This is a genomic window from Vibrio sp. V09_P4A23P171, from assembly GCF_963875615.1.
In the GTDB taxonomy this organism is placed as follows: domain Bacteria; phylum Pseudomonadota; class Gammaproteobacteria; order Enterobacterales; family Vibrionaceae; genus Vibrio; species Vibrio anguillarum.
This window is the reverse complement of record NZ_CAWNMR010000001.1, coordinates 88366-107716: the sequence shown is the minus strand read 5'-3', so window position 1 is coordinate 107716 and position 19351 is coordinate 88366. Positions and strand designations below refer to the sequence as shown.

The following is a 19351-nucleotide window of genomic DNA, read 5'->3' as shown; positions in this document are numbered from 1 at the left end:
AGCTAAAGGATCCTTGCTGTGCTAAACCGTTATCCGTTATGGAAGTATTTGTTAGTGGTGTTCGCCATCACTCTCTCTGCTTTATATGCACTTCCAAATATTTACGGTGAAGATCCGGCAATTCAAATTACAGGGGCGCGTGGCGCCTCTGTTGATATGTCAACGCTGGATGCCGTCACCAAAGCTCTTGATAAAGAGAGCCTTTCTCATAAATCCATTGCTCTAGAGAATGGATCAATTCTTGTTCGATTTAACGATACCGATACTCAAATCAGTGCGCGTGATGTGGTGAGTGAAGCGTTAGGCAAAGATACAATTGTTGCACTTAACCTTGCTCCTTCAACGCCTTCTTGGTTGGAATCGATTGGCGCGGCACCGATGAAGCTTGGCCTTGATCTGCGTGGTGGTGTTCACTTCTTAATGGAAGTGGATATGGATGCCGCAATGGAAAAATTGATTGGTCAGCAAGAAGAAGCGTTTCGCAGCGAACTGCGTGATGACAAAATTCGCTACCGTGCTATTCGCTCAGTGGGCAACGACCGAGTGGAAGTCACTTTGCGTGACGATGAGCAATTAGAGCAAGCACAGCAAGCATTAACGTCGAAACATCCTGATATGACTTTTACTACGTCTAAGGCTGACGGTCGCTTTGCGCTGATTGCTCAATTTACTGAGCAGCGTTTGCAGGAAGTTCGAAATTACGCCGTTGAGCAGAACATCACGATTTTGCGTAACCGTGTTAACGAATTAGGGGTCGCTGAACCTTTAGTGCAGCGCCAAGGTGCCAGCCGCATTGTGGTTGAGTTACCGGGGGTTCAAGATACTGCTCGTGCTAAAGAGATTCTTGGCGCAACCGCGACTCTTGAGTTTCGTGAAGTTGATGACAAGGCTGATTTAGCCGCCGCGGCTTCTGGTCGTGCTCCTGCTGGGAGTGAAATCAAATCTGATCGTAATGGTCGCCCGGTTGTCTTGAAAAAACGCGTGATTTTAGGTGGTCAAAGTATCACGGATGCCAGCTCTAGCATGGATGAATATGGTCGCCCGCAAGTGAACATTTCGTTAGATAGCGAAGGCGGAAATAAGATGTCGGCGTTCTCTAAAAAGAACATTGGCAAGCTTATGGCAACGGTATTTGCAGAGTACAAAGACAGCGGCCGTCGGACACCTGATGGCAAAGTGATTCTGGATAAGCATGAAGAAGTGATCAACCAAGCAACGATTCAGTCGGCTCTTGGGCGTAACTTCCGTATCACGGGAATTGATTCTGCTGCAGAAGCTCAAAACCTTGCACTTTTACTGCGTGCAGGTGCGTTAATTGCGCCAATCTCTATTGTTGAAGAGCGTACCATTGGTCCATCAATGGGGCAGCAAAATATCGATATGGGCATTCAAGCCTGCATCTGGGGTATGGTTGCGGTGATGCTCTTTACGCTGCTTTACTACCGTGGTTTTGGCTTGATTGCCAATATTGCATTGATGGCGAACCTTGTGCTCATTATTGGTGTGATGTCGATGATCCCAGGGGCGACAATGACCTTGCCGGGTATTGCGGGTATCGTATTGACGGTTGGTATGGCCGTGGATGCTAACGTTCTGATCTTCGAGCGTATTCGTGAAGAGCTCCGTGATGGACGAAACCCACAACAAGCTATCCACCAAGGCTATGCTAACGCGTTCAGTACCATTGCTGATGCCAACATCACTACGTTGATTACGGCAATCATTCTATTTGCTGTGGGTACTGGAGCCATCAAAGGGTTTGCCGTCACACTTTCTATCGGTATTTTAACCTCAATGTTTACCGCTATTATCGGGACTCGCTGTATTGTGAACCTGTTATATGGTGGTAAACGCATTAAAAAATTGTCGATCTAAGGCTAGGAATTACTATGTTTCAGATTCTAAAAGCAGATAAAACGATCGACTTTATGCGTTGGTCTAAATTTGCGTTTTTATTCTCTCTTTTAATGATTGGTGCGTCTATTTTCACTTTATCAACCAAGTGGTTGAACTGGGGACTGGACTTCACCGGCGGTACTTTGATTGAAGTTGGGTTTGAACACCCAGCTAATCTTGAAGATATCCGCAGTGCTTTGGAAGCGAAAGGGTTTGGCGATGCGACGGTGCAGAATTTCGGTTCCGCGCGCGAAGTGATGGTTCGTCTTCGTCCACGTGCTGACATGGTTGGCGAGACGTTAGGCAACCAAATTCTTTCTGCTATTAAAGAGGGGACAGGAAAAAGTGTCGAGATGCGTCGCATTGAGTTCGTTGGCCCGAATGTGGGCGATGAATTAGCTGAAGCCGGAGGCTTAGCGATTTTGGCTTCGCTCATCTGTATTTTGCTTTATGTCTCCGTTCGTTTTGAATGGCGGCTCGCTGCGGGCGCGGTGATGTCACTGGCACACGATGTGATCATCACGCTTGGCATCTTCTCTATCATGCAAATTGAGGTTGATTTAACGATTGTTGCCGCTTTGCTGACCGTTGTTGGTTACTCGCTCAACGATACGATTGTGGTATTTGACCGTATCCGTGAAAACTTCCGTAAATTGCGTAAAGGTGATTCAGCCGAGATCATGAACAGCTCAATTACCCAAACCTTGAGCCGGACTTTGATTACATCGGGAACCACCTTGCTGGTGGTGATCGCACTCTTTGTGCAAGGTGGGGCGAACATACATGGTTTTGCCACCGCTTTACTGCTCGGTATCACCGTGGGTACTTATTCATCTATCTATGTTGCGTCAGCGTTGGCATTGAAATTAGGAATTACCCGTGAGCACCTACTTCCACCTCAAGTGGAAAAAGAGGGTGCGGAGTTCGACGAACTTCCTTAGCAGACTGAAAGTTTCTTAAATAGCCAAAGCCGCAGAATATTCTGCGGCTTTTTTCTACCCCATCCCACACCGCGGTCACTCTAAGTAGCAAAGTATAAAGCGAAACTAAAAAAGCCTCGTATATTGCTATACGAGGCTTGAATCAATTTTGACGGTGTTGATGGTATTTAGTGCAACCTATTTAAGAATAGCGCTGTTACCGTTATCACGAATGTGTTTCAGAATCGCTTTAACACCACGGGCACTTGAACCTACAATATTGCCCGATTTCATGTATTCAGTACCGCCAGAGAAATCGGTAAGAATAACGCCTGCTTCACGAGCGATCAGCTCGCCAGCGGCTAAATTCCAAGGTCTTAAACCCAGTTCAAAGTAACCATCGACACGGTTTGAAGCTAGGTAACATAAATCAAGCGCAGGAGAACCGGTACGACGGAAATCAGCACATTCAACAAACAGTGCAGACATGATTTTCATGAAAGATTCGGCATGTTGCTTTTGTTTGTATGGGAAACCAGTAGCGAGAATAGTGCCTTGAAGATCTTTTAACTGTTTAACACGAAGGCGTGAGTTGTTTAATTGCGCACCAGCACCACGTTGAGCGGTAAACAGCTCATTGCGCATTGGGTCATAAACACAAGCAACTTCTGTTTTGCCTTTAATGCGAACCGCGATGGAAACGGCGAAGTGGGGTAAACCTTTGACGAAGTTTGTTGTGCCATCCAGTGGGTCGATGATCCATTGAACGTCCTTATCTTTACCGTCGATAAGCCCGTTTTCTTCAGCAACGATACTGTGTTCTGGGTAAGAACTTTTGATTGTATCGATGATCATAGTTTCTGCTTCTTTGTCTACGTTAGTAACAAAGTCATTAGTCCCTTTCTGAGTTGTTTCGATTTTCTCAGTATTTTCTAGTGATTTAGCAATATGGTTACCAGCTTTTCGCGCAGCGCGAATAGCAATGTTTAGCATTGGATGCATACAGTTTTCCCAACGGATGTTAAAGAACGAAAAAGCGGGCAGCAGTATAACAAAGTTTTATTAAAAAGGAAGTGGCTATTTTTTGCTCGGTTGTTCATGTGTAGCTAAAGGACCTGACCATTTTAGTCAGGTTTATGTTAGTATTCTGTCGTTTAAAATAGAGTGGCGTACAACGTAATGCTAGACAATGTAAAAATCATTTTAGTAGGGACATCTCATTCAGGAAATATTGGTTCTGCTGCCCGAGCGATGAAGGTCATGGGCCTAAGTAAAATGATTTTGGTTTCGCCTCAATGCGAGGTAGACGCCCAAGCGATCGCTCTAGCTGCTGGAGCAAGCGACATTGCTTTAAATGCGGAGGTCGTGGATACGCTAGAGCAGGCTGTCGCAGATTGTGGCCTGGTGGTTGGGTCAAGTGCACGCTCACGAACTTTAGAATGGCCAATGCTTGAACCGCGTGAATGTGGGGAAAAATTGGCGCAAGAGGGGCAGCAATACCCGGTTGCTTTAGTGTTTGGCCGAGAAAAAACCGGGCTGACCAACGATGAACTGCAAAAATGCCATTTTCATGTATGCATTCCGGCTAATCCTGAATACAGTTCGTTAAACCTTGCTATGGCCGTACAAACATTGAGTTATGAGGTGCGTGTTGCCTATCTAAATAATGAAAAAAAAGGTTATCAAGCCCAGCCAGAAGAAGCGTATCCTCTGCATCACGAATTAGAAATGTTCTATCAGCATCTTGAAAAGGTCATGATACAGACACAGTTTATTTCAAAGGAACAGCCGGGACAGATCATGAATAAACTCCGTCGGCTATTTTCTCGTTCGCGTCCAGAGTCTCAAGAAATCAATATATTACGTGGTGTGTTGACCTCAATTGAGAAGCATCGCAGCAATCAATAATTATCCAGATTAATAATAGGGTTAAATACCTGACTAAATTAGTCAAATAAATACTTGACCTATTTAGTCAGGTATGGAAAAATTCCAACCACATAATCAATGTGGATACGGTGATATGAGACTTACATCTAAAGGAAGATATGCGGTTACAGCCATGTTAGATGTGGCTCTGCATTCGCAACAAACCCCAGTGCCACTGGCGGATATTTCCGAACGGCAAGGCATTTCGCTCTCTTACCTTGAGCAGCTGTTTTCTAAACTGCGTAAAGCGGGGCTAGTTGCTAGTGTACGTGGTCCAGGTGGTGGATACCGCTTAGGTGCAGATGCCTGCTCAATTTCGATTGGTACTGTGATTGCCGCTGTTGATGAATCAGTTGATGCAACAAAATGTAATGGAAGAGCCGACTGCCAAGGTGGTACTCGCTGCTTAACACATACGTTATGGCGAGATCTTAGCTCTCGCATTAGTGACTTTCTGAACAACATTACTCTTGGCGAGTTAATGATTGATAATGAAGTACTAGAAATTTCTGACCGCCAAGGCTTGGGCCTGACGGTGAACCACGGGTTAACCAATAAAAATACCAATACCGTGATTATCGGCTCGGTGCCCGTAGGTCTTAATGCCCGCTCATAGCGGCAATGTTTACATTGGAGTAGAAAATGAAACTGCCTATTTATTTTGACTATTCAGCTACCTGTCCAGTTGACCCTCGCGTGGCTGAAAAGATGGTTCAGTACATGACGATGGATGGTGTTTTTGGTAATCCAGCATCGCGATCGCACCGTTATGGCTGGCAGGCAGAAGAAGCCGTAGACACTGCGCGTGAGCAAATTGCTGAACTGCTTAATGCTGATCCTCGCGAAATCGTATTCACATCCGGTGCGACAGAGTCAGATAACCTCGCGATCAAAGGTGTGGCGCATTTCTATGCCAAGCAAGGTAAGCATATCATTACCTGTAAAACCGAGCATAAAGCGGTGCTTGATCCATGTCGTCAGCTTGAGCGTGAAGGTTATGAGGTGACCTATCTTGAGCCAGAATCGAATGGCTTGATTGATCTAAAAAAATTAGAAGCGGCAATGCGTGATGACACAATTTTGGTGTCGATCATGCACGTGAACAACGAAATTGGCGTAATTCAGGACATCATGGCGATCGGTGAGCTTTGCCGTGAACGCAAGATAATTTTCCACGTAGATGCAGCGCAATCTGCCGGTAAAATTCCCCTTGATGTGCAAGAAATGAAAGTGGATCTTATCTCCCTTTCAGCGCATAAAGCGTATGGACCTAAAGGGATTGGCGCATTATATGTTCGCCGTAAACCTCGTATCCGTCTTGAAGCGCAAATGCACGGTGGCGGCCATGAACGTGGTTTCCGTTCAGGCACATTACCAACGCACCAAATCGTAGGTATGGGTGAAGCATTCCGTATTGCTAAGCAAGACATGCAAAAAGATTTTGACCACGCAAAAGCATTGCGTGATCGTCTACTCGCTGGTGTACAAGACATGGAAGCCGTGAGTGTGAATGGCGATTTAGATCAGCGTGTTCCGCACAACCTGAATATTAGTTTTGCCTTTGTTGAAGGCGAATCGCTACTGATGTCTTTAAAAGACTTAGCGGTATCATCAGGTAGTGCTTGTACGTCGGCTAGCTTAGAGCCGTCATATGTACTGCGTGCGCTTGGTTTGAACGATGAAATGGCGCACAGCTCAATTCGTTTCTCATTTGGCCGTTTTACGACCGAAGAGGAAGTGGACTACGCCGTTGAACAAATCCGCGTAGCCGTAAGCAAATTACGTGACATGTCTCCTCTATGGGATATGTATCAAGAGGGTGTGGATTTAAACACCGTTGAATGGGCACATCACTAGTCCTTTAAAAGGCACTGGTTTATTCCCAAGGAAATAGAGGATTAGAGGTAACTATCATGGCATACAGCGAAAAAGTAATTGATCACTATGAAAACCCACGTAATGTTGGCTCTTTTGATAAAGAAGATCCAACCATTGGTAGTGGTATGGTTGGCGCTCCAGCTTGTGGCGACGTAATGAAGCTACAAATTAAAGTGACGCCAGAAGGCATCATTGAAGATGCAAAATTTAAAACCTACGGTTGTGGTAGCGCGATTGCTTCGAGCTCACTGGTCACTGAATGGGTGAAAGGCAAGAGCATTGATGAAGCGGCAGCCATTAAGAACTCTGAAATCGCGGAAGAGCTAGAGCTTCCACCAGTGAAAGTTCACTGTTCGATTTTGGCGGAAGATGCGATCAAAGCTGCCGTTGCCGATTATAAAAAGAAACACCAACAATAATATTAAGGGAGTGAATGATGGTTCACTCCCATAAGTTCAAACTAAGAATCTAAGGTTGTAGTATGGCCATTACCTTAACTGAAACAGCAGCGCATCGCGTTCGAGCATTCCTAGATAACCGAGGCAAAGGCGTAGGTTTACGTCTTGGAGTGAAAACAACAGGCTGCTCGGGTATGGCTTACGTGCTTGAATTCGTTGATGACGTTAACGAAGAAGACGAAGTGTTTGAAGATCATGGTGTCAAAGTGATTATCGATTCGAAAAGCCTCGTCTATCTTGATGGCACACAGCTTGACTATGTCAAAGAAGGGCTAAACGAAGGTTTTGAGTTCAACAACCCGAATGCAAAAAGCGAATGTGGTTGTGGTGAAAGCTTCAACGTGTAACGGATTGGCTTTCGGCGTGACTAGGCTCACTTGAGCCTAGTGTCGAGCACTAGGAGCAATGTGTTAATGAACTATTTTGAATTATTTGGGCTACCAAGTCAGTTTGCACTGGATGGTAGCCTTCTTTCTTCTCAGTTTCGTGCGCTGCAAAAACGGTTTCATCCCGACAATTTTGCCACTGCGTCTGAGCGAGATCGCCTGCTTGCTGTGCAAAACGCCTCACAAATCAATGATGCTTATCAAACATTAAAATCGCCGATCAGTCGCGCAGAATACTTGTTGCTTGAACAAGGCATAGAGTTACGCGCAGAACACCAAACCATGCAAGATCCGCTGTTTTTAATGGAGCAGATGGAGCTGCGAGAAGAGCTTGAAGCCATCGCCTCACAGTCTGATGTTGAAAGTGCGTTATTCGATTTTGAAAACAGAGTCAGCAAGATGTATAAACAGCATCTTACCTTGGTTGAGCAACAACTTAATCATGCTCAATGGAACCTTGCGGCTGATACGGTTCGCAAGCTTAAATTTATTGCCAAGCTCAAAAATGAAATAGAAAGAGTCGAAGAACAGTTACTCGGCTAGTTCGATAATAAGGACCAACCCATGGCATTACTTCAAATTGCAGAACCCGGTCAAAGCTCTGCGCCGCATCAGCATAAACTCGCAGCGGGTATCGACTTGGGGACAACCAACTCATTAGTCGCATCGGTTCGAAGCGGTAATGCGACGACGCTTGCTGATGAACAAGGACGCTCGATCCTCCCTTCGGTGGTCCACTATTCGGCTCAAGAGCGTTGCGTAGGCTTTGATGCCAGAGCACACGCGCAAGTTGATCCTGCCAATACCATCATTTCTGTGAAGCGTTTGATCGGCCGTTCACTGGCTGACATTCAGGCACGTTATCCCACATTGCCTTATCGTTTCAAAGCCAGTGACAACGGTTTGCCTATTTTGCAAACGGCGCAAGGTGATAAGAACCCGATTCAAGTTTCCGCCGATATTCTTAAATCTCTTGCTCAGCGTGCCGAAGCGTCGTTAGGTGGTGAATTAGCGGGCGTGGTGATTACCGTACCTGCTTATTTTGATGATGCTCAGCGCGTGGGCACCAAAGATGCCGCTCAACTTGCCGGCTTGCACGTACTGCGTTTACTCAATGAACCTACCGCTGCAGCGATTGCCTATGGCTTAGACTCCGCGCAAGAAGGTGTGATTGCGGTTTATGATTTAGGTGGCGGTACGTTTGATATCTCTATCTTACGTCTGTCGAAAGGCGTGTTTGAGGTACTTGCGACTGGTGGCGATTCCGCGCTCGGTGGTGATGATTTTGACCATTTGATTGCTGACCATTTTTTGAGCCAAATCGGCTTAGCTAAACCGCTCAGTGCAGAGCAGCAACGAGTATTGCTTGATGCGGCCACCGAAGCGAAAATTGCCTTATCTGATACCGATAGTGTCGAGGTTTCTGTGCTGGGTTGGCAAGGGCGTTTAACTCGCGATGAGTTTAACCAACTCATCACGCCACTAGTAAAGAAAACCTTACTATCGTGTCGTCGAGCACTCAAAGATGCCGAGATTGCTGCAGATGAAGTGTTGGAAGTGGTGATGGTAGGCGGTTCAACTCGTACGCCACTGGTTCGAGATTTAGTCGGTGAGTTTTTTGGTCGCACACCATTAACTAGTATCAACCCTGATGAAGTTGTTGCGATTGGTGCAGCAATTCAAGCCGACATTTTGGTGGGTAATAAACCCGATTCAGAAATGCTACTGCTGGATGTCATTCCTCTGTCGCTGGGTATTGAAACCATGGGTGGCTTAGTGGAAAAAATCATCCCACGTAACACCACCATTCCTGTGGCGAAAGCTCAAGAATTCACCACCTTCAAAGATGGTCAAACAGCCATGAGCATCCATACGGTGCAGGGCGAACGTGAGATGGTAGACGATTGCCGCTCATTGGCTCGTTTTTCACTAAAAGGTATTCCACCAATGACGGCGGGTGCCGCGCATATCCGCGTAACTTATCAAGTTGATGCAGATGGCTTACTCTCCGTGACAGCGATGGAAAAAAGTACGGGAGTTCAGGCGGAAATTCAAGTTAAGCCCTCGTATGGACTGAGTGATAATGAAGTAGCAAATATGCTGCGAGATTCGATGACGTTTGCCAAACAAGATATGCAGACTCGCGCTCTGGCAGAGCAACGTGTAGAAGCCGATCGTGTTATCGAAGGTTTGATCTCTGCCTTACAGGCCGATGGTGATGAATTGTTATCTGAGTCAGAAAAGCAGATCCTTCTGAATGCAATAGAAGATTTAATTGTGCTGCGTAATGGTGATAGCGCCGATGCCATCGAGCAAGGAATTAAAGAGACAGACAAAGCCAGCCAAGATTTTGCTTCACGCCGTATGGATAAATCCATTCGCAGTGCACTTGCTGGTCAATCGGTAGATGATATTTAAAGAGAAAAATTATGCCTAAGATTATTGTGTTACCTCACCAAGAGCTTTGTCCTGAAGGTGCCGTTCTGGAAGCGCAAGCAGGAGAAACCGTACTGGATGTGGCGCTGAAAAATGGTATCGCTATTGAACATGCGTGTGAAAAATCCTGCGCATGCACGACTTGCCATATTATCGTTCGCGAAGGGTTTGACTCACTTGATGAGAGTGATGAGTTAGAAGATGACATGCTTGATAAAGCGTGGGGTCTTGAACCTGAATCTCGCCTTGGCTGCCAAGCTAGAGTCGCTAACGAAGATTTAGTGGTTGAAATTCCAAAGTACACACTCAATCTGGCTTCTGAAGATCATTAATCCTATTGAGCGTATTAACGCCCGTTCACTGTTTGTAAAAGGAAAGCAAAATGAAATGGACCGATTCTCGTGATATTGCGATCGAGCTTTGTGAGCAATACCCAGACGTAGATCCTAAAAATGTACGTTTTACGGATCTACACCAGTGGGTGATGGAACTGGAAGAGTTTGATGATGAGCCAAACCGTTCCAACGAAAAAATTCTCGAAGCGATTATTCTATGTTGGATGGAAGAGATCGACTAAGACTATTGCTAACATGATGGTTATTCAGTAAAACATCACAGAGTTAACAATTTTAACTAAAAAGAGCGGACCGAATGGTCCGTTTTTTTATCAAGTTGACATTTTGACCCTACAAAATGCTAACATCCCTTGGTTATTTAATCGTAATGGCACAGGTGAGGCCATATTCAGGCAAGGAGAAACCATGTCTACAAAGATGTCCGTATTTATCAGCCAACAAGCTGCCCAGCCTCAGTGGGGAGAAAAGGCGATTGTTTCGTTTTCAGAAAATGGTGCCACAATTCATGCTATTGAGAGTGAGCATGAACTCAGCGCGGTTCAGCGCGCGGCACGTAAGCTTGATGGGCAAGCTATCAGAGCTATCAGCCTACAAGGTGACGGTTGGCACTTAGAAAATATTTGGGCTTTCTACCAAGGTTATCGTGAAGCGAAAAAACTCAACACACTAGAATGGCAACCGCTGAGTGAGTCAGATCAAGCCGAGTTAGAATATCGTATTAAAGCGACGGAATGGACGCGTGATATCATCAATAAAAGCGCTGAAGAAGTCGCGCCGCGTCAGTTAGCGACCATGGCGGCTGAGTTCATCAAATCGCTAGCCCCTGAGCATGTCAGCTACCGCATTGTCAAAGATAAAGATCTACTCACCGAAGGTTGGGAAGGTATTTATGCGGTTGGTCGCGGCTCCGAGCGCACATCAGCTATGCTGCAACTCGATTACAATCCGACAGGAAAAGAAAGTGCTCCTGTTTTTGCTTGCTTAATTGGCAAAGGCATTACTTTTGATTCTGGTGGTTACAGTTTAAAAACGTCCAACTTTATGTCGGCGATGAAAGCGGATATGGGGGGCGCTGCAACGATCACCGGTGGTCTTGGTTTGGCTATCATGCGCGGTTTTAATAAACGTGTGAAACTCATTTTGTGTTGTGCAGAAAATATGGTTTCCGGACGCGCCTTGAAACTGGGTGATATCATCACTTATAAAAATGGCACCACAGTTGAAATAATGAACACCGATGCAGAAGGCCGCCTAGTGTTGGCCGATGGCTTGATTTATGCCAACGAGCAAAAACCACAGCTTATTATTGATTGCGCGACATTAACGGGTGCCGCCAAAAATGCACTCGGCAATGATTACCATGCACTACTCAGCTTTGATGAGAGCTTATCCCAGCAGGCATTGGTGGCAGCTCACCAAGAGAAAGAAGGCTTATGGCCTCTGCCTTTGGCTGAGTTTCATCGCTCTATGTTACCTTCAAGCTTTGCGGATCTCTCTAACATCAGCTCAGGTGACTATTCTCCGGGAGCAAGTACCGCAGCGGCCTTCCTCTCTTACTTTGTTGAAGATTACAAAAAAGGGTGGCTGCACTTTGATTGCGCTGGTACTTACCGCAAATCAGCAAGCGATAAATGGGCCGCAGGTGCAACGGCGATGGGGGTGCGTACATTAGCACGCATTTTGACCGACCAAGCTCAATAATGAAAAACCGCTCAACTCTCTGTTTTGGGCGGTTCACTATAACTAAAAAAACAAAAGAAAAAGGATAACCTTATGGCTCTAGAAAGAACATTTTCTATCATTAAACCCGATGCGGTAGAACGTAACTTGATTGGTGAAATCTATCACCGTATCGAAAAATCAGGTTTGCGTATTATCGCTGCGAAAATGGTACATTTGAACGAAGAGCAAGCGAGCGGCTTTTATGCTGAGCATGAAGGCAAAGCGTTTTTTCCAGCACTAAAAGAATTTATGACCTCAGGGCCTATCATGGCTCAAGTGCTTGAAGGTGAAGATGCTATTGCTCGTTACCGCGAATTAATGGGTAAAACTAACCCAGAAGAAGCGGCATGTGGAACCATTCGTGCTGATTACGCATTAAGCATGCGCCATAACTCAGTTCATGGCAGTGATAGTCCTGAATCGGCGGCACGTGAAATCGCTTTTTTCTTCCCTGAATCAGAGATTTTCTCTCGTTAATCTTGGCGTTTTCTATCCCAAATTCTTTCGATTAAGGCCTCACGTTGTGAGGCTTTTTTATACTCGTATGATTGGGAGCTGCAGAGTAAAAACAATCCGCCAAGCATTGAATGACTTAGTAATTGAAGGGTTGTACAACCCTTGTTGTTACTGCATAAAGGCTGTACAATTCGCGCCCTTATTTATTGTTTCCGTCGTTGAGAGGCCACATGACTATTGAAAAAGTCAATCTGCTTGATTTTGATCGCCAAGGTCTGCGTAAATTTTTTGCTGAAGAGCTCAGTGAAAAAGCGTTCCGCGCTGATCAGGTCATGAAGTGGATCTACCATTTTGGTTGTGATGACTTCGAACAAATGACCAATATCAACAAGAAACTGCGTGAACAACTGCAACAACGCTGTGAAATTCGCGCGCCGATCGTTTCACAAGCACAACATTCGTCTGATGGTACGATTAAGTGGGCGATGCGTGTAGGAGATCAAGATGTTGAAACGGTTTACATCCCAGAGGAAGACCGAGCGACTTTGTGCGTCTCTTCCCAAGTTGGCTGTGCTCTGGAATGCAAATTCTGTTCAACGGCTCAACAAGGTTTTAACCGTAACCTCAAAGTGTCTGAAATTATCGGGCAAGTTTGGCGCGCAGCGAGAGAAATTGGCCTTGAGAAAGAGACGGGTCGTCGTCCGATTACTAACGTAGTAATGATGGGGATGGGCGAGCCTCTGCTCAACATGAAAAACTTGATCCCAGCGTTAGAGATCATGCTGGATGATTTAGGTTTTGGCTTGTCAAAACGTCGTGTCACTGTGTCCACTTCGGGCGTGGTTTCTGGTCTTGATCAAATGACAGGGCAAATCGATGTTGCATTAGCGATTTCATTGCATGCACCCAATGACAAATTACGCAGCGAAATTATGCCGATCAATGATCGCTGGGATATTCAAGATTTCTTGGCCTCAGTGCGTCGTTATATCGCCACTTCAAACGCTAACCGTGGCAAGGTTACGGTGGAATATGTGTTGCTGGATCACGTCAATGACGATATGGACCACGCGCACGAATTGGCTAAGTTGATGAAAGGCACGCCGTGCAAAATTAACCTGATCCCATTTAACCCTTATCCCGGTTCACCTTATAAAAAACCGAGTAATTCACGTATTGACCGTTTTCAAAAAACACTGATGCAGTATGAACACACAGTGACAGTGCGTAAAACTCGTGGAGATGATATTGATGCCGCTTGTGGACAGCTAGTCGGTGATGTGATTGATAGAACCAAACGGACCAAAATGAAACAAATGGGTGGCGATGTCATTCCTGTCAAATCGGTCTAAATCGGATGATAAAGCAAAGCCAGAGATTCCTCTGGCTTTGTGCATTTTTACCATTTGAAATAATTTTCCGCGATTTTGACGTCAATTTTATGAAAAATATTGACCTAGCTGTAATTTCTTTCCTAAAGCCATGTTGTTTAACGTCAAATATCCATTAGAATTGCTAACTGACGTAATGTTAAATTTGAACTGTCGCCTGCATCAATGAATGCAAATTTTTCACCGTGTTGGAATGCACCATTTTATTACTACGAACTAATAACAATAAAAGTGATGACGGTGCCATTCGAGCCATAACATAATGAGATGTACAAAACGGATGACTACTGAACAAGAACAGATTATTGCAGATGTAAAAACAGACACGGTGCAACCCGGTACTTTATTAAAGGCAAAGCGTGAAGCGTTGGGATTAACGCAAAAGCAAGTTGCCGATAGGTTGCGGTTACGTCTCTCTATCATTCAGAGTTTAGAAGAGAATAACTTCGCCTCGGACCAAGTGGCGACGTTTACTCGCGGTTATTTACGTTCCTATGCGAAGGCCGTCGGGATCAAAGAGTCAGTTATTTTAGCTTCCTTTGATGATTGCTATCCTACGGTTGTCGCTGAGCAACCGATGCAAAGTTTTTCGAAGAAAACCAAGCGAGAGAAACACGATAGCCGTATTATGACGCTGACATGGGGTATTTTTGCCATCATTATTGGTATTTCCTCATTATGGTGGTGGCAAAACCAAGAACAAGAGAATGTTGTGGTTGAGAGTTCACCATCAATCACGTCGACATCGGTTGAGCGTTTGCGAGATGAGGATTTCACGACCGTTCCTGAATTAGTGCCTACGGTTGACGAATCTCAAGTAGAAGCAGAAGCGGTGGATATCCCTGTAGAAATCAACACTCAGGCTGCAGAACTTATCCCTTCACCTGAAGATGATACAGCCGAAGCCGACCTGAGTGCGAGCGACGATCCTGTATTGGATAAGACGCCACCGCAGGATGCAACGAATCCATACGCTCCTCTAACGCTCACATTCAGCGCAGATTGTTGGATTCAGGTGAAAGATGCAGCAGGCAAAACCCTTTCCACTGGGATTAAAAAATCAGGGCAAACCGTAACCTTGCAAGGTGAAGCTCCGTTTCAAATCATTCTTGGCGCGCCTGAAAGCGTTTCAATGACATTTGCAAGTGAACCTGTAGACCTTTCTGGGTATACTTCCGGTAAAGTCGCTCGATTCACCTTACCTTAGAAAATACTATGCAACACGAATCTCCAATTAAGCGTCGTTCATCGACGCGTATTTATGTCGGTAATGTGCCCATCGGTGATGGTGCTCCTATTGCTGTTCAATCTATGACCAACACGCGCACTACCGATGTTGCGGCAACGGTCGCTCAAATTAAAGCGTTAGAAAAAGTCGGGGCTGATATTGTACGGGTTTCTGTACCGACAATGGACGCGGCGGAAGCGTTCAAGTTGATCAAGCAGCAAGTATCCATCCCGCTGGTGGCTGACATCCATTTTGATTACCGCATTGCGTTGAAAGTCGCCGAATATGGCGTTGATTGCTTGCGTATCAACCCTGGTAACATTGGCAACGAAGAACGTATTCGCGCCGTGGTCGATTGCGCACGTGACAAGAACATACCCATTCGGATTGGCGTGAATGGTGGGTCGCTCGAAAAAGAGATCCAAATGAAATATGGTGAGCCAACACCGGCCGCTTTAGTCGAGTCAGCGATGCGTCATGTCGATATTCTTGAAAGACTCAACTTTGATCAATTCAAAGTCAGCGTTAAAGCATCGGATGTTTTTCTCGCCGTTGATTCCTACCGTTTACTGGCTAAACAGATTGCCCAACCTCTGCATCTTGGTATTACGGAAGCAGGAGGCGCAAGAGCCGGTGCAGTTAAATCGGCAGTGGGCTTAGGTATGCTGCTTGCCGAAGGCATCGGCGATACGCTGCGTATTTCACTGGCTGCGGATCCGATCGAAGAGATCAAAGTCGGCTTTGATATTCTTAAATCGCTACGTATTCGCTCACGAGGCATTAACTTCATCGCTTGTCCAAGCTGTTCACGTCAAGAGTTTGATGTGATCGCCACAGTCAATGCGTTAGAGCAACGTTTGGAAGATATTTTGACACCTATGGATGTCTCGATCATCGGTTGCGTGGTTAATGGCCCAGGTGAAGCTGAAGCTTCTCATCTTGGTTTGGCTGGCAGCAACAAGAAAAGTGCATTCTACGAAGACGGCGTCCGCCAGAAAGAGCGTTTTGATAACGATGATCTGGTCAGCCAACTCGAAGCGAAAATTCGCGCGAAGGCCTCTATTCTCGATGAGAAGAACCGAATCAACGTGACTCAAATCGAACAAAATTAATCTCAACGACCTTACGGTAAGTATTGTGGCAAAAACAATTCAAGCAATTCGAGGCATGAACGACTGCCTCCCAACTCAGTCTCCACTTTGGCAAAAAGTGGAAGGCACAGTGAAAAACGTGATTAGTGCATATGGCTACAATGAAGTACGTATGCCTATCGTTGAGATGACACACCTATTTAGCCGTGCGATCGGTGAAGTGACCGATGTGGTTGAAAAAGAGATGTATTCTTTTGAAGATCGCAATGGTGACAGTTTATCGCTTCGTCCAGAGGGTACTGCAGGTTGTGTCCGTTCTGGTATCGAAAATGGTTTGCTCTACAACCAAGAGCAACGTTTATGGTACATGGGGCCGATGTTCCGTCATGAACGTCCGCAAAAAGGGCGCTACCGTCAATTCCACCAATGTGGGGTTGAAGTGTTTGGCCTGGATGGCCCTGATGTTGATGCCGAGCTGATTATGATGACCGCGCGTTTGTGGCGTGAATTGGGCATCGACAAACATGTTCGTTTGGAACTGAACTCAATTGGTTCTCTTGAAGCGCGTGCCAATTACCGCACCGCTTTGATTGACTATTTAGAGCAGCATCAAGAGGTGTTGGATGAAGATGCCAAACGTCGCATGTACACCAACCCACTGCGTGTACTCGATACTAAAAATCCAGATATTCAAGCGATTTTAGGTGACGCACCCAAATTGTCTGAGTATCTAGATGAAGAATCGAAGCAACATTTTGCAGGCTTATGTGAACTTCTTACCGCTGCGGGTATCGAATACCAAGTTAACGAGCGCTTGGTGCGCGGCCTAGACTACTACAACCGCACCGTATTTGAGTGGATCACCGAAAGCTTAGGTGCTCAGGGTACGGTTTGTGGCGGTGGACGTTATGATGGCTTGGTAGAACAACTGGGTGGCAAAGCGACACCAGCAGTGGGTTTTGCCATGGGGTTAGAGCGCTTAGTGCTGATGATGGAAACACTGGAACTGACCGACGTGCGTCGCAGTGTCGATGTGTACATGGTCAGTGCGGGTGAAGGCACTATGATGGCAGCAATGAAACTTGCTGAGCAGTTGCGTGAACAGGTTCCGGCGCTGCGTGTTATGAACCATTTTGGTGGTGGTAACTTCAAAAAACAATTTAAACGTGCTGATAAAGTGGGCGCTGCGGTGGCTTTGGTATTAGGCGAAGATGAAGTCGCAGAAAGCACAGTAGTTCTCAAAGATCTTATCGGTGGTGAACAAATTACGATTTCTCAAACTGAAGTCGCGAGCAAACTCACGCATCTTGTGTAAGCAAGCGCATTTGAGACATCTATTAAAGAGGACAGGAAGTGGAACTCTACGATACTGAAGAACAACAAGTTGAAGCGATAAAAGATTGGTGGAAAGAGAACGGTAAAGCCGTGATCTTTGGTGCTGTAATTGGCCTTGGTGGCTTGTTTGGTTGGCGTTACTACCAAGATAGCGTTATTGCTGCGCAAGAAGCCGCTTCTGAAAGTTATAGCAAAGCGGTAACTCAGTTAGCGGCAAAAGGCGCAGAAGCTGAGATGGTTGTTGAGAGCTTTGTTGATAGTAATAAAGGTACAGAATATGCCGTCTTAGCCGCACTACAACTTGCAAAAGTTCAAGTAGAAGCGGGTCAAATTGATGAAGCTTTAGCGCAGCTTGAATGGGCAAAAGCAAACACTAAAGATGATGCTATTCTACCGTTAGCAACCTATCGCGTGGCCCGTATTAAAGCGGAACAAGGCCAGTTTGATGCCGCCTTAGCTGATCTTACGACCATCACAGAGAAAGGGTGGGCGGGACGCATTGCGGAACTACGTGGTGATATCTCATTGCGTAAAGGCGATACGGACGCGGCTTATGCGGCATACACGGAAGCACAACAAGCTGACGATGCAAGCCAAACGCTACAGATGAAACTGGACGATCTTGCCAAATAAGGGCACAAGTTGATGAAAAAGTTGTTCAACAAAGTGCTCGTTTCTGCCGTTGTGCTTGGAGCACTTGCAGGGTGTGCTAGTGAAGAAGACACCATTATCATGGCTCCTGTGCCAATGGTAACGAGTGAATTTACGCCTACAACTCAGTGGAGCACATCGATTGGTGATGGCGTAGGGCATTACTTCTCAAAGTTATCTCCAGAATACGCTTACGACAAAGTGTTTATTGCTAGCCGTGATGGTTTGGTGAAAGCCTTGAACCCTAAAACGGGTAAAGAGCTGTGGAAAACCGATCTTGAACAAGATGGCACCATGCGTTTATCCGGCGGTATAGCGGCGGCCTATAGCCAAATTTACATTGGTAGTGAAAACGGTTTAGTCACTGCGCTTAATGAAGCTACGGGTGAGCTTGTATGGCAAGTTAAAGTCGACGGTGAAGTGCTAGCAGCTCCGGCTGCAGATGCGAACATGATCATTGTTAATACCAGTCGTGGCACTTTGGTGAGTTTAGACCAAGCGACGGGTGAGCAAAAATGGACCATCAGTACTGAAGTTCCTAATTTAACGTTGAGAGGTGACAGCAAACCTGTTGCGGTATCGGGCGGTGTTTTTTGGGGAACCTCAGGTGGCCGTCTTGCTGCCGCTATCGTTGAGCGTGGTCAGTTGATTTGGCAACAACCGATTGGCATGCCTAAAGGTGCCACTGAAATTGACCGCCTAGTCGATGTTGATGCCTCACCTATCGTGATTGGCGGCATGCTGTATGCGGTTGGTTTTAATGGCCAGTTGATCGCCATTGATCTGCGTTCGGGCAAACCAGCTTGGAAGCGGAATTACTCTTCAGCAACAGACATGGCTAGCGATGGTGGCCGATTATTTGTGGTGACCGACAAAGATCATGTGGTGGCTGTGGATACAAGAAGCGGTACCGAACTTTGGAGCAACAAACAGCTTGAACACCGTTTGCTAACTGCGCCAGCGATTATCAATGGCTACCTTGTGCTAGGTGACAGTGAAGGGTATCTACATTGGATTGATCGCAGCAGTGGCGAATTCGTTGCCCAACAATTGGTTGATAAGAGCGGTTTTGCGGTGAGTCCTCTCGCTGTCGATGATGGTTATGTCAGCATGACCCGTAATGGCAATGTAAAGAAACTGACGATTAAAAAATAAATCGTGATATAATTCACATTCGGCTCCTGGCTGGTAACAGTTAGGGGCCGTTTTATTGAATAA

Annotated in this window: 20 protein-coding genes; 19 read left to right on the top strand and 1 reads right to left on the bottom strand. The window is 45.9% G+C overall.

The annotated features are described in order from the left end of the window. Positions 1–18 precede the first annotated feature (18 nt). Together secD and secF are read left to right on the top strand one after the other, a co-directional pair. A complete protein-coding gene (gene secD, locus AACT23_RS00520) occupies positions 19–1875 on the top strand; it encodes a protein translocase subunit SecD (protein ID WP_017044259.1) in 1857 nt (618 codons plus the stop codon). A 14-nt stretch (positions 1876–1889) separates the two neighbouring features. Beyond that, positions 1890–2837, top strand: a complete 948-nt coding sequence (secF, locus tag AACT23_RS00515; protein ID WP_013857503.1) for a protein translocase subunit SecF — start codon at positions 1890–1892, stop codon at positions 2835–2837. Between the two features lie 177 nt (positions 2838–3014). Here the strand turns inward: secF and suhB are convergent, their stop codons facing one another. Then, the gene (gene suhB, locus AACT23_RS00510) at positions 3015–3818 is read right to left on the bottom strand and encodes an inositol-1-monophosphatase (protein ID WP_013857502.1); all 804 of its coding nucleotides are present in this window, start codon (positions 3816–3818) and stop codon (positions 3015–3017) included. A gap of 177 nt (positions 3819–3995) precedes the next feature. On the opposite strand from suhB, the gene trmJ reads away from it, so the two are divergent. From trmJ to bamB, 17 genes are all read left to right on the top strand, one after another. Further along, the gene (gene trmJ, locus AACT23_RS00505) at positions 3996–4724 is read left to right on the top strand and encodes a tRNA (cytosine(32)/uridine(32)-2'-O)-methyltransferase TrmJ (RefSeq protein WP_026027699.1); all 729 of its coding nucleotides are present in this window, start codon (positions 3996–3998) and stop codon (positions 4722–4724) included. A 115-nt stretch (positions 4725–4839) separates the two neighbouring features. Beyond that, positions 4840–5361 carry a Fe-S cluster assembly transcriptional regulator IscR gene (iscR, locus tag AACT23_RS00500; RefSeq protein ID WP_026027698.1) on the top strand — a complete coding sequence of 174 codons (522 nt, stop codon included), beginning with the start codon at positions 4840–4842 and terminating at the stop codon, positions 5359–5361. A 26-nt stretch (positions 5362–5387) separates the two neighbouring features. Continuing rightward, positions 5388–6602, top strand: coding sequence for an IscS subfamily cysteine desulfurase (locus AACT23_RS00495; RefSeq protein WP_013857499.1), 1215 nt, complete (start codon positions 5388–5390; stop codon positions 6600–6602). A gap of 56 nt (positions 6603–6658) precedes the next feature. Continuing rightward, a complete protein-coding gene (gene iscU / locus AACT23_RS00490) occupies positions 6659–7042 on the top strand; it encodes a Fe-S cluster assembly scaffold IscU (protein WP_010320409.1) in 384 nt (127 codons plus the stop codon). A gap of 62 nt (positions 7043–7104) precedes the next feature. Further along, positions 7105–7428 (top strand): iron-sulfur cluster assembly protein IscA, encoded by a 324-nt coding sequence (gene iscA / locus AACT23_RS00485; RefSeq protein WP_010320408.1) that lies wholly within the window; start codon positions 7105–7107, stop codon positions 7426–7428. Positions 7429–7494: 66 nt separating this feature from the next. After that, positions 7495–8010: a co-chaperone HscB gene (gene hscB, locus AACT23_RS00480; RefSeq protein WP_026029095.1), complete on the top strand. Its 516-nt coding sequence runs from the start codon at positions 7495–7497 to the stop codon at positions 8008–8010. Positions 8011–8031: 21 nt separating this feature from the next. Continuing rightward, entirely contained in the window at positions 8032–9885 is a 1854-nt protein-coding gene (hscA, locus tag AACT23_RS00475) for a Fe-S protein assembly chaperone HscA (protein ID WP_094128347.1), read from the top strand. Between the two features lie 11 nt (positions 9886–9896). Continuing rightward, complete coding sequence (fdx, locus tag AACT23_RS00470) at positions 9897–10235, top strand: ISC system 2Fe-2S type ferredoxin (protein WP_010320405.1); 339 nt, start codon at positions 9897–9899, stop codon at positions 10233–10235. 50 nt (positions 10236–10285) lie between these two features. Further along, the gene (iscX, locus tag AACT23_RS00465; RefSeq protein ID WP_010320404.1) at positions 10286–10480 is read left to right on the top strand and encodes a Fe-S cluster assembly protein IscX; all 195 of its coding nucleotides are present in this window, start codon (positions 10286–10288) and stop codon (positions 10478–10480) included. 184 nt (positions 10481–10664) lie between these two features. Next, positions 10665–11960 (top strand): aminopeptidase PepB, encoded by a 1296-nt coding sequence (pepB, locus tag AACT23_RS00460; RefSeq protein WP_026028095.1) that lies wholly within the window; start codon positions 10665–10667, stop codon positions 11958–11960. Positions 11961–12032: 72 nt separating this feature from the next. Further along, entirely contained in the window at positions 12033–12458 is a 426-nt protein-coding gene (gene ndk, locus AACT23_RS00455) for a nucleoside-diphosphate kinase (protein WP_013857494.1), read from the top strand. Positions 12459–12667: 209 nt separating this feature from the next. Then, positions 12668–13789, top strand: a complete 1122-nt coding sequence (locus tag AACT23_RS00450) for a bifunctional tRNA (adenosine(37)-C2)-methyltransferase TrmG/ribosomal RNA large subunit methyltransferase RlmN (RefSeq protein ID WP_026028096.1) — start codon at positions 12668–12670, stop codon at positions 13787–13789. 301 nt (positions 13790–14090) lie between these two features. Continuing rightward, positions 14091–15035 (top strand): RodZ domain-containing protein, encoded by a 945-nt coding sequence (locus tag AACT23_RS00445; RefSeq protein WP_094128344.1) that lies wholly within the window; start codon positions 14091–14093, stop codon positions 15033–15035. A gap of 8 nt (positions 15036–15043) precedes the next feature. Further along, positions 15044–16168: a flavodoxin-dependent (E)-4-hydroxy-3-methylbut-2-enyl-diphosphate synthase gene (gene ispG / locus AACT23_RS00440; protein WP_010320399.1), complete on the top strand. Its 1125-nt coding sequence runs from the start codon at positions 15044–15046 to the stop codon at positions 16166–16168. A gap of 25 nt (positions 16169–16193) precedes the next feature. Continuing rightward, positions 16194–17462 (top strand): histidine--tRNA ligase, encoded by a 1269-nt coding sequence (gene hisS, locus AACT23_RS00435; RefSeq protein ID WP_094128341.1) that lies wholly within the window; start codon positions 16194–16196, stop codon positions 17460–17462. A 38-nt stretch (positions 17463–17500) separates the two neighbouring features. After that, positions 17501–18115, top strand: coding sequence for a YfgM family protein (locus AACT23_RS00430; RefSeq protein ID WP_094128338.1), 615 nt, complete (start codon positions 17501–17503; stop codon positions 18113–18115). A 12-nt stretch (positions 18116–18127) separates the two neighbouring features. Then, entirely contained in the window at positions 18128–19288 is a 1161-nt protein-coding gene (bamB, locus tag AACT23_RS00425) for an outer membrane protein assembly factor BamB (RefSeq protein WP_026027694.1), read from the top strand. Positions 19289–19351: the final 63 nt, after the last annotated feature.

Excerpts from the sequence above, each read along its gene's own strand:
- secF (WP_013857503.1), top strand. The coding sequence starts at position 1,890 with ATGTTTCAGATTCTAAAAGCAGATAAAACGATCGACTTTATGCGTTGG.
- suhB (WP_013857502.1), bottom strand. The coding sequence starts at position 3,818 with ATGCATCCAATGCTAAACATTGCTATTCGCGCTGCGCGAAAAGCTGGT.
- trmJ (WP_026027699.1), top strand. The coding sequence starts at position 3,996 with ATGCTAGACAATGTAAAAATCATTTTAGTAGGGACATCTCATTCAGGA.
- iscR (WP_026027698.1), top strand. The coding sequence starts at position 4,840 with ATGAGACTTACATCTAAAGGAAGATATGCGGTTACAGCCATGTTAGAT.
- AACT23_RS00495 (WP_013857499.1), top strand. The coding sequence starts at position 5,388 with ATGAAACTGCCTATTTATTTTGACTATTCAGCTACCTGTCCAGTTGAC.
- iscU (WP_010320409.1), top strand. The coding sequence starts at position 6,659 with ATGGCATACAGCGAAAAAGTAATTGATCACTATGAAAACCCACGTAAT.
- iscA (WP_010320408.1), top strand. The coding sequence starts at position 7,105 with ATGGCCATTACCTTAACTGAAACAGCAGCGCATCGCGTTCGAGCATTC.
- hscB (WP_026029095.1), top strand. The coding sequence starts at position 7,495 with ATGAACTATTTTGAATTATTTGGGCTACCAAGTCAGTTTGCACTGGAT.
- hscA (WP_094128347.1), top strand. The coding sequence starts at position 8,032 with ATGGCATTACTTCAAATTGCAGAACCCGGTCAAAGCTCTGCGCCGCAT.
- fdx (WP_010320405.1), top strand. The coding sequence starts at position 9,897 with ATGCCTAAGATTATTGTGTTACCTCACCAAGAGCTTTGTCCTGAAGGT.
- iscX (WP_010320404.1), top strand. The coding sequence starts at position 10,286 with ATGAAATGGACCGATTCTCGTGATATTGCGATCGAGCTTTGTGAGCAA.
- pepB (WP_026028095.1), top strand. The coding sequence starts at position 10,665 with ATGTCTACAAAGATGTCCGTATTTATCAGCCAACAAGCTGCCCAGCCT.
- ndk (WP_013857494.1), top strand. The coding sequence starts at position 12,033 with ATGGCTCTAGAAAGAACATTTTCTATCATTAAACCCGATGCGGTAGAA.
- AACT23_RS00450 (WP_026028096.1), top strand. The coding sequence starts at position 12,668 with ATGACTATTGAAAAAGTCAATCTGCTTGATTTTGATCGCCAAGGTCTG.
- AACT23_RS00445 (WP_094128344.1), top strand. The coding sequence starts at position 14,091 with ATGAGATGTACAAAACGGATGACTACTGAACAAGAACAGATTATTGCA.
- ispG (WP_010320399.1), top strand. The coding sequence starts at position 15,044 with ATGCAACACGAATCTCCAATTAAGCGTCGTTCATCGACGCGTATTTAT.
- bamB (WP_026027694.1), top strand. The coding sequence starts at position 18,128 with ATGAAAAAGTTGTTCAACAAAGTGCTCGTTTCTGCCGTTGTGCTTGGA.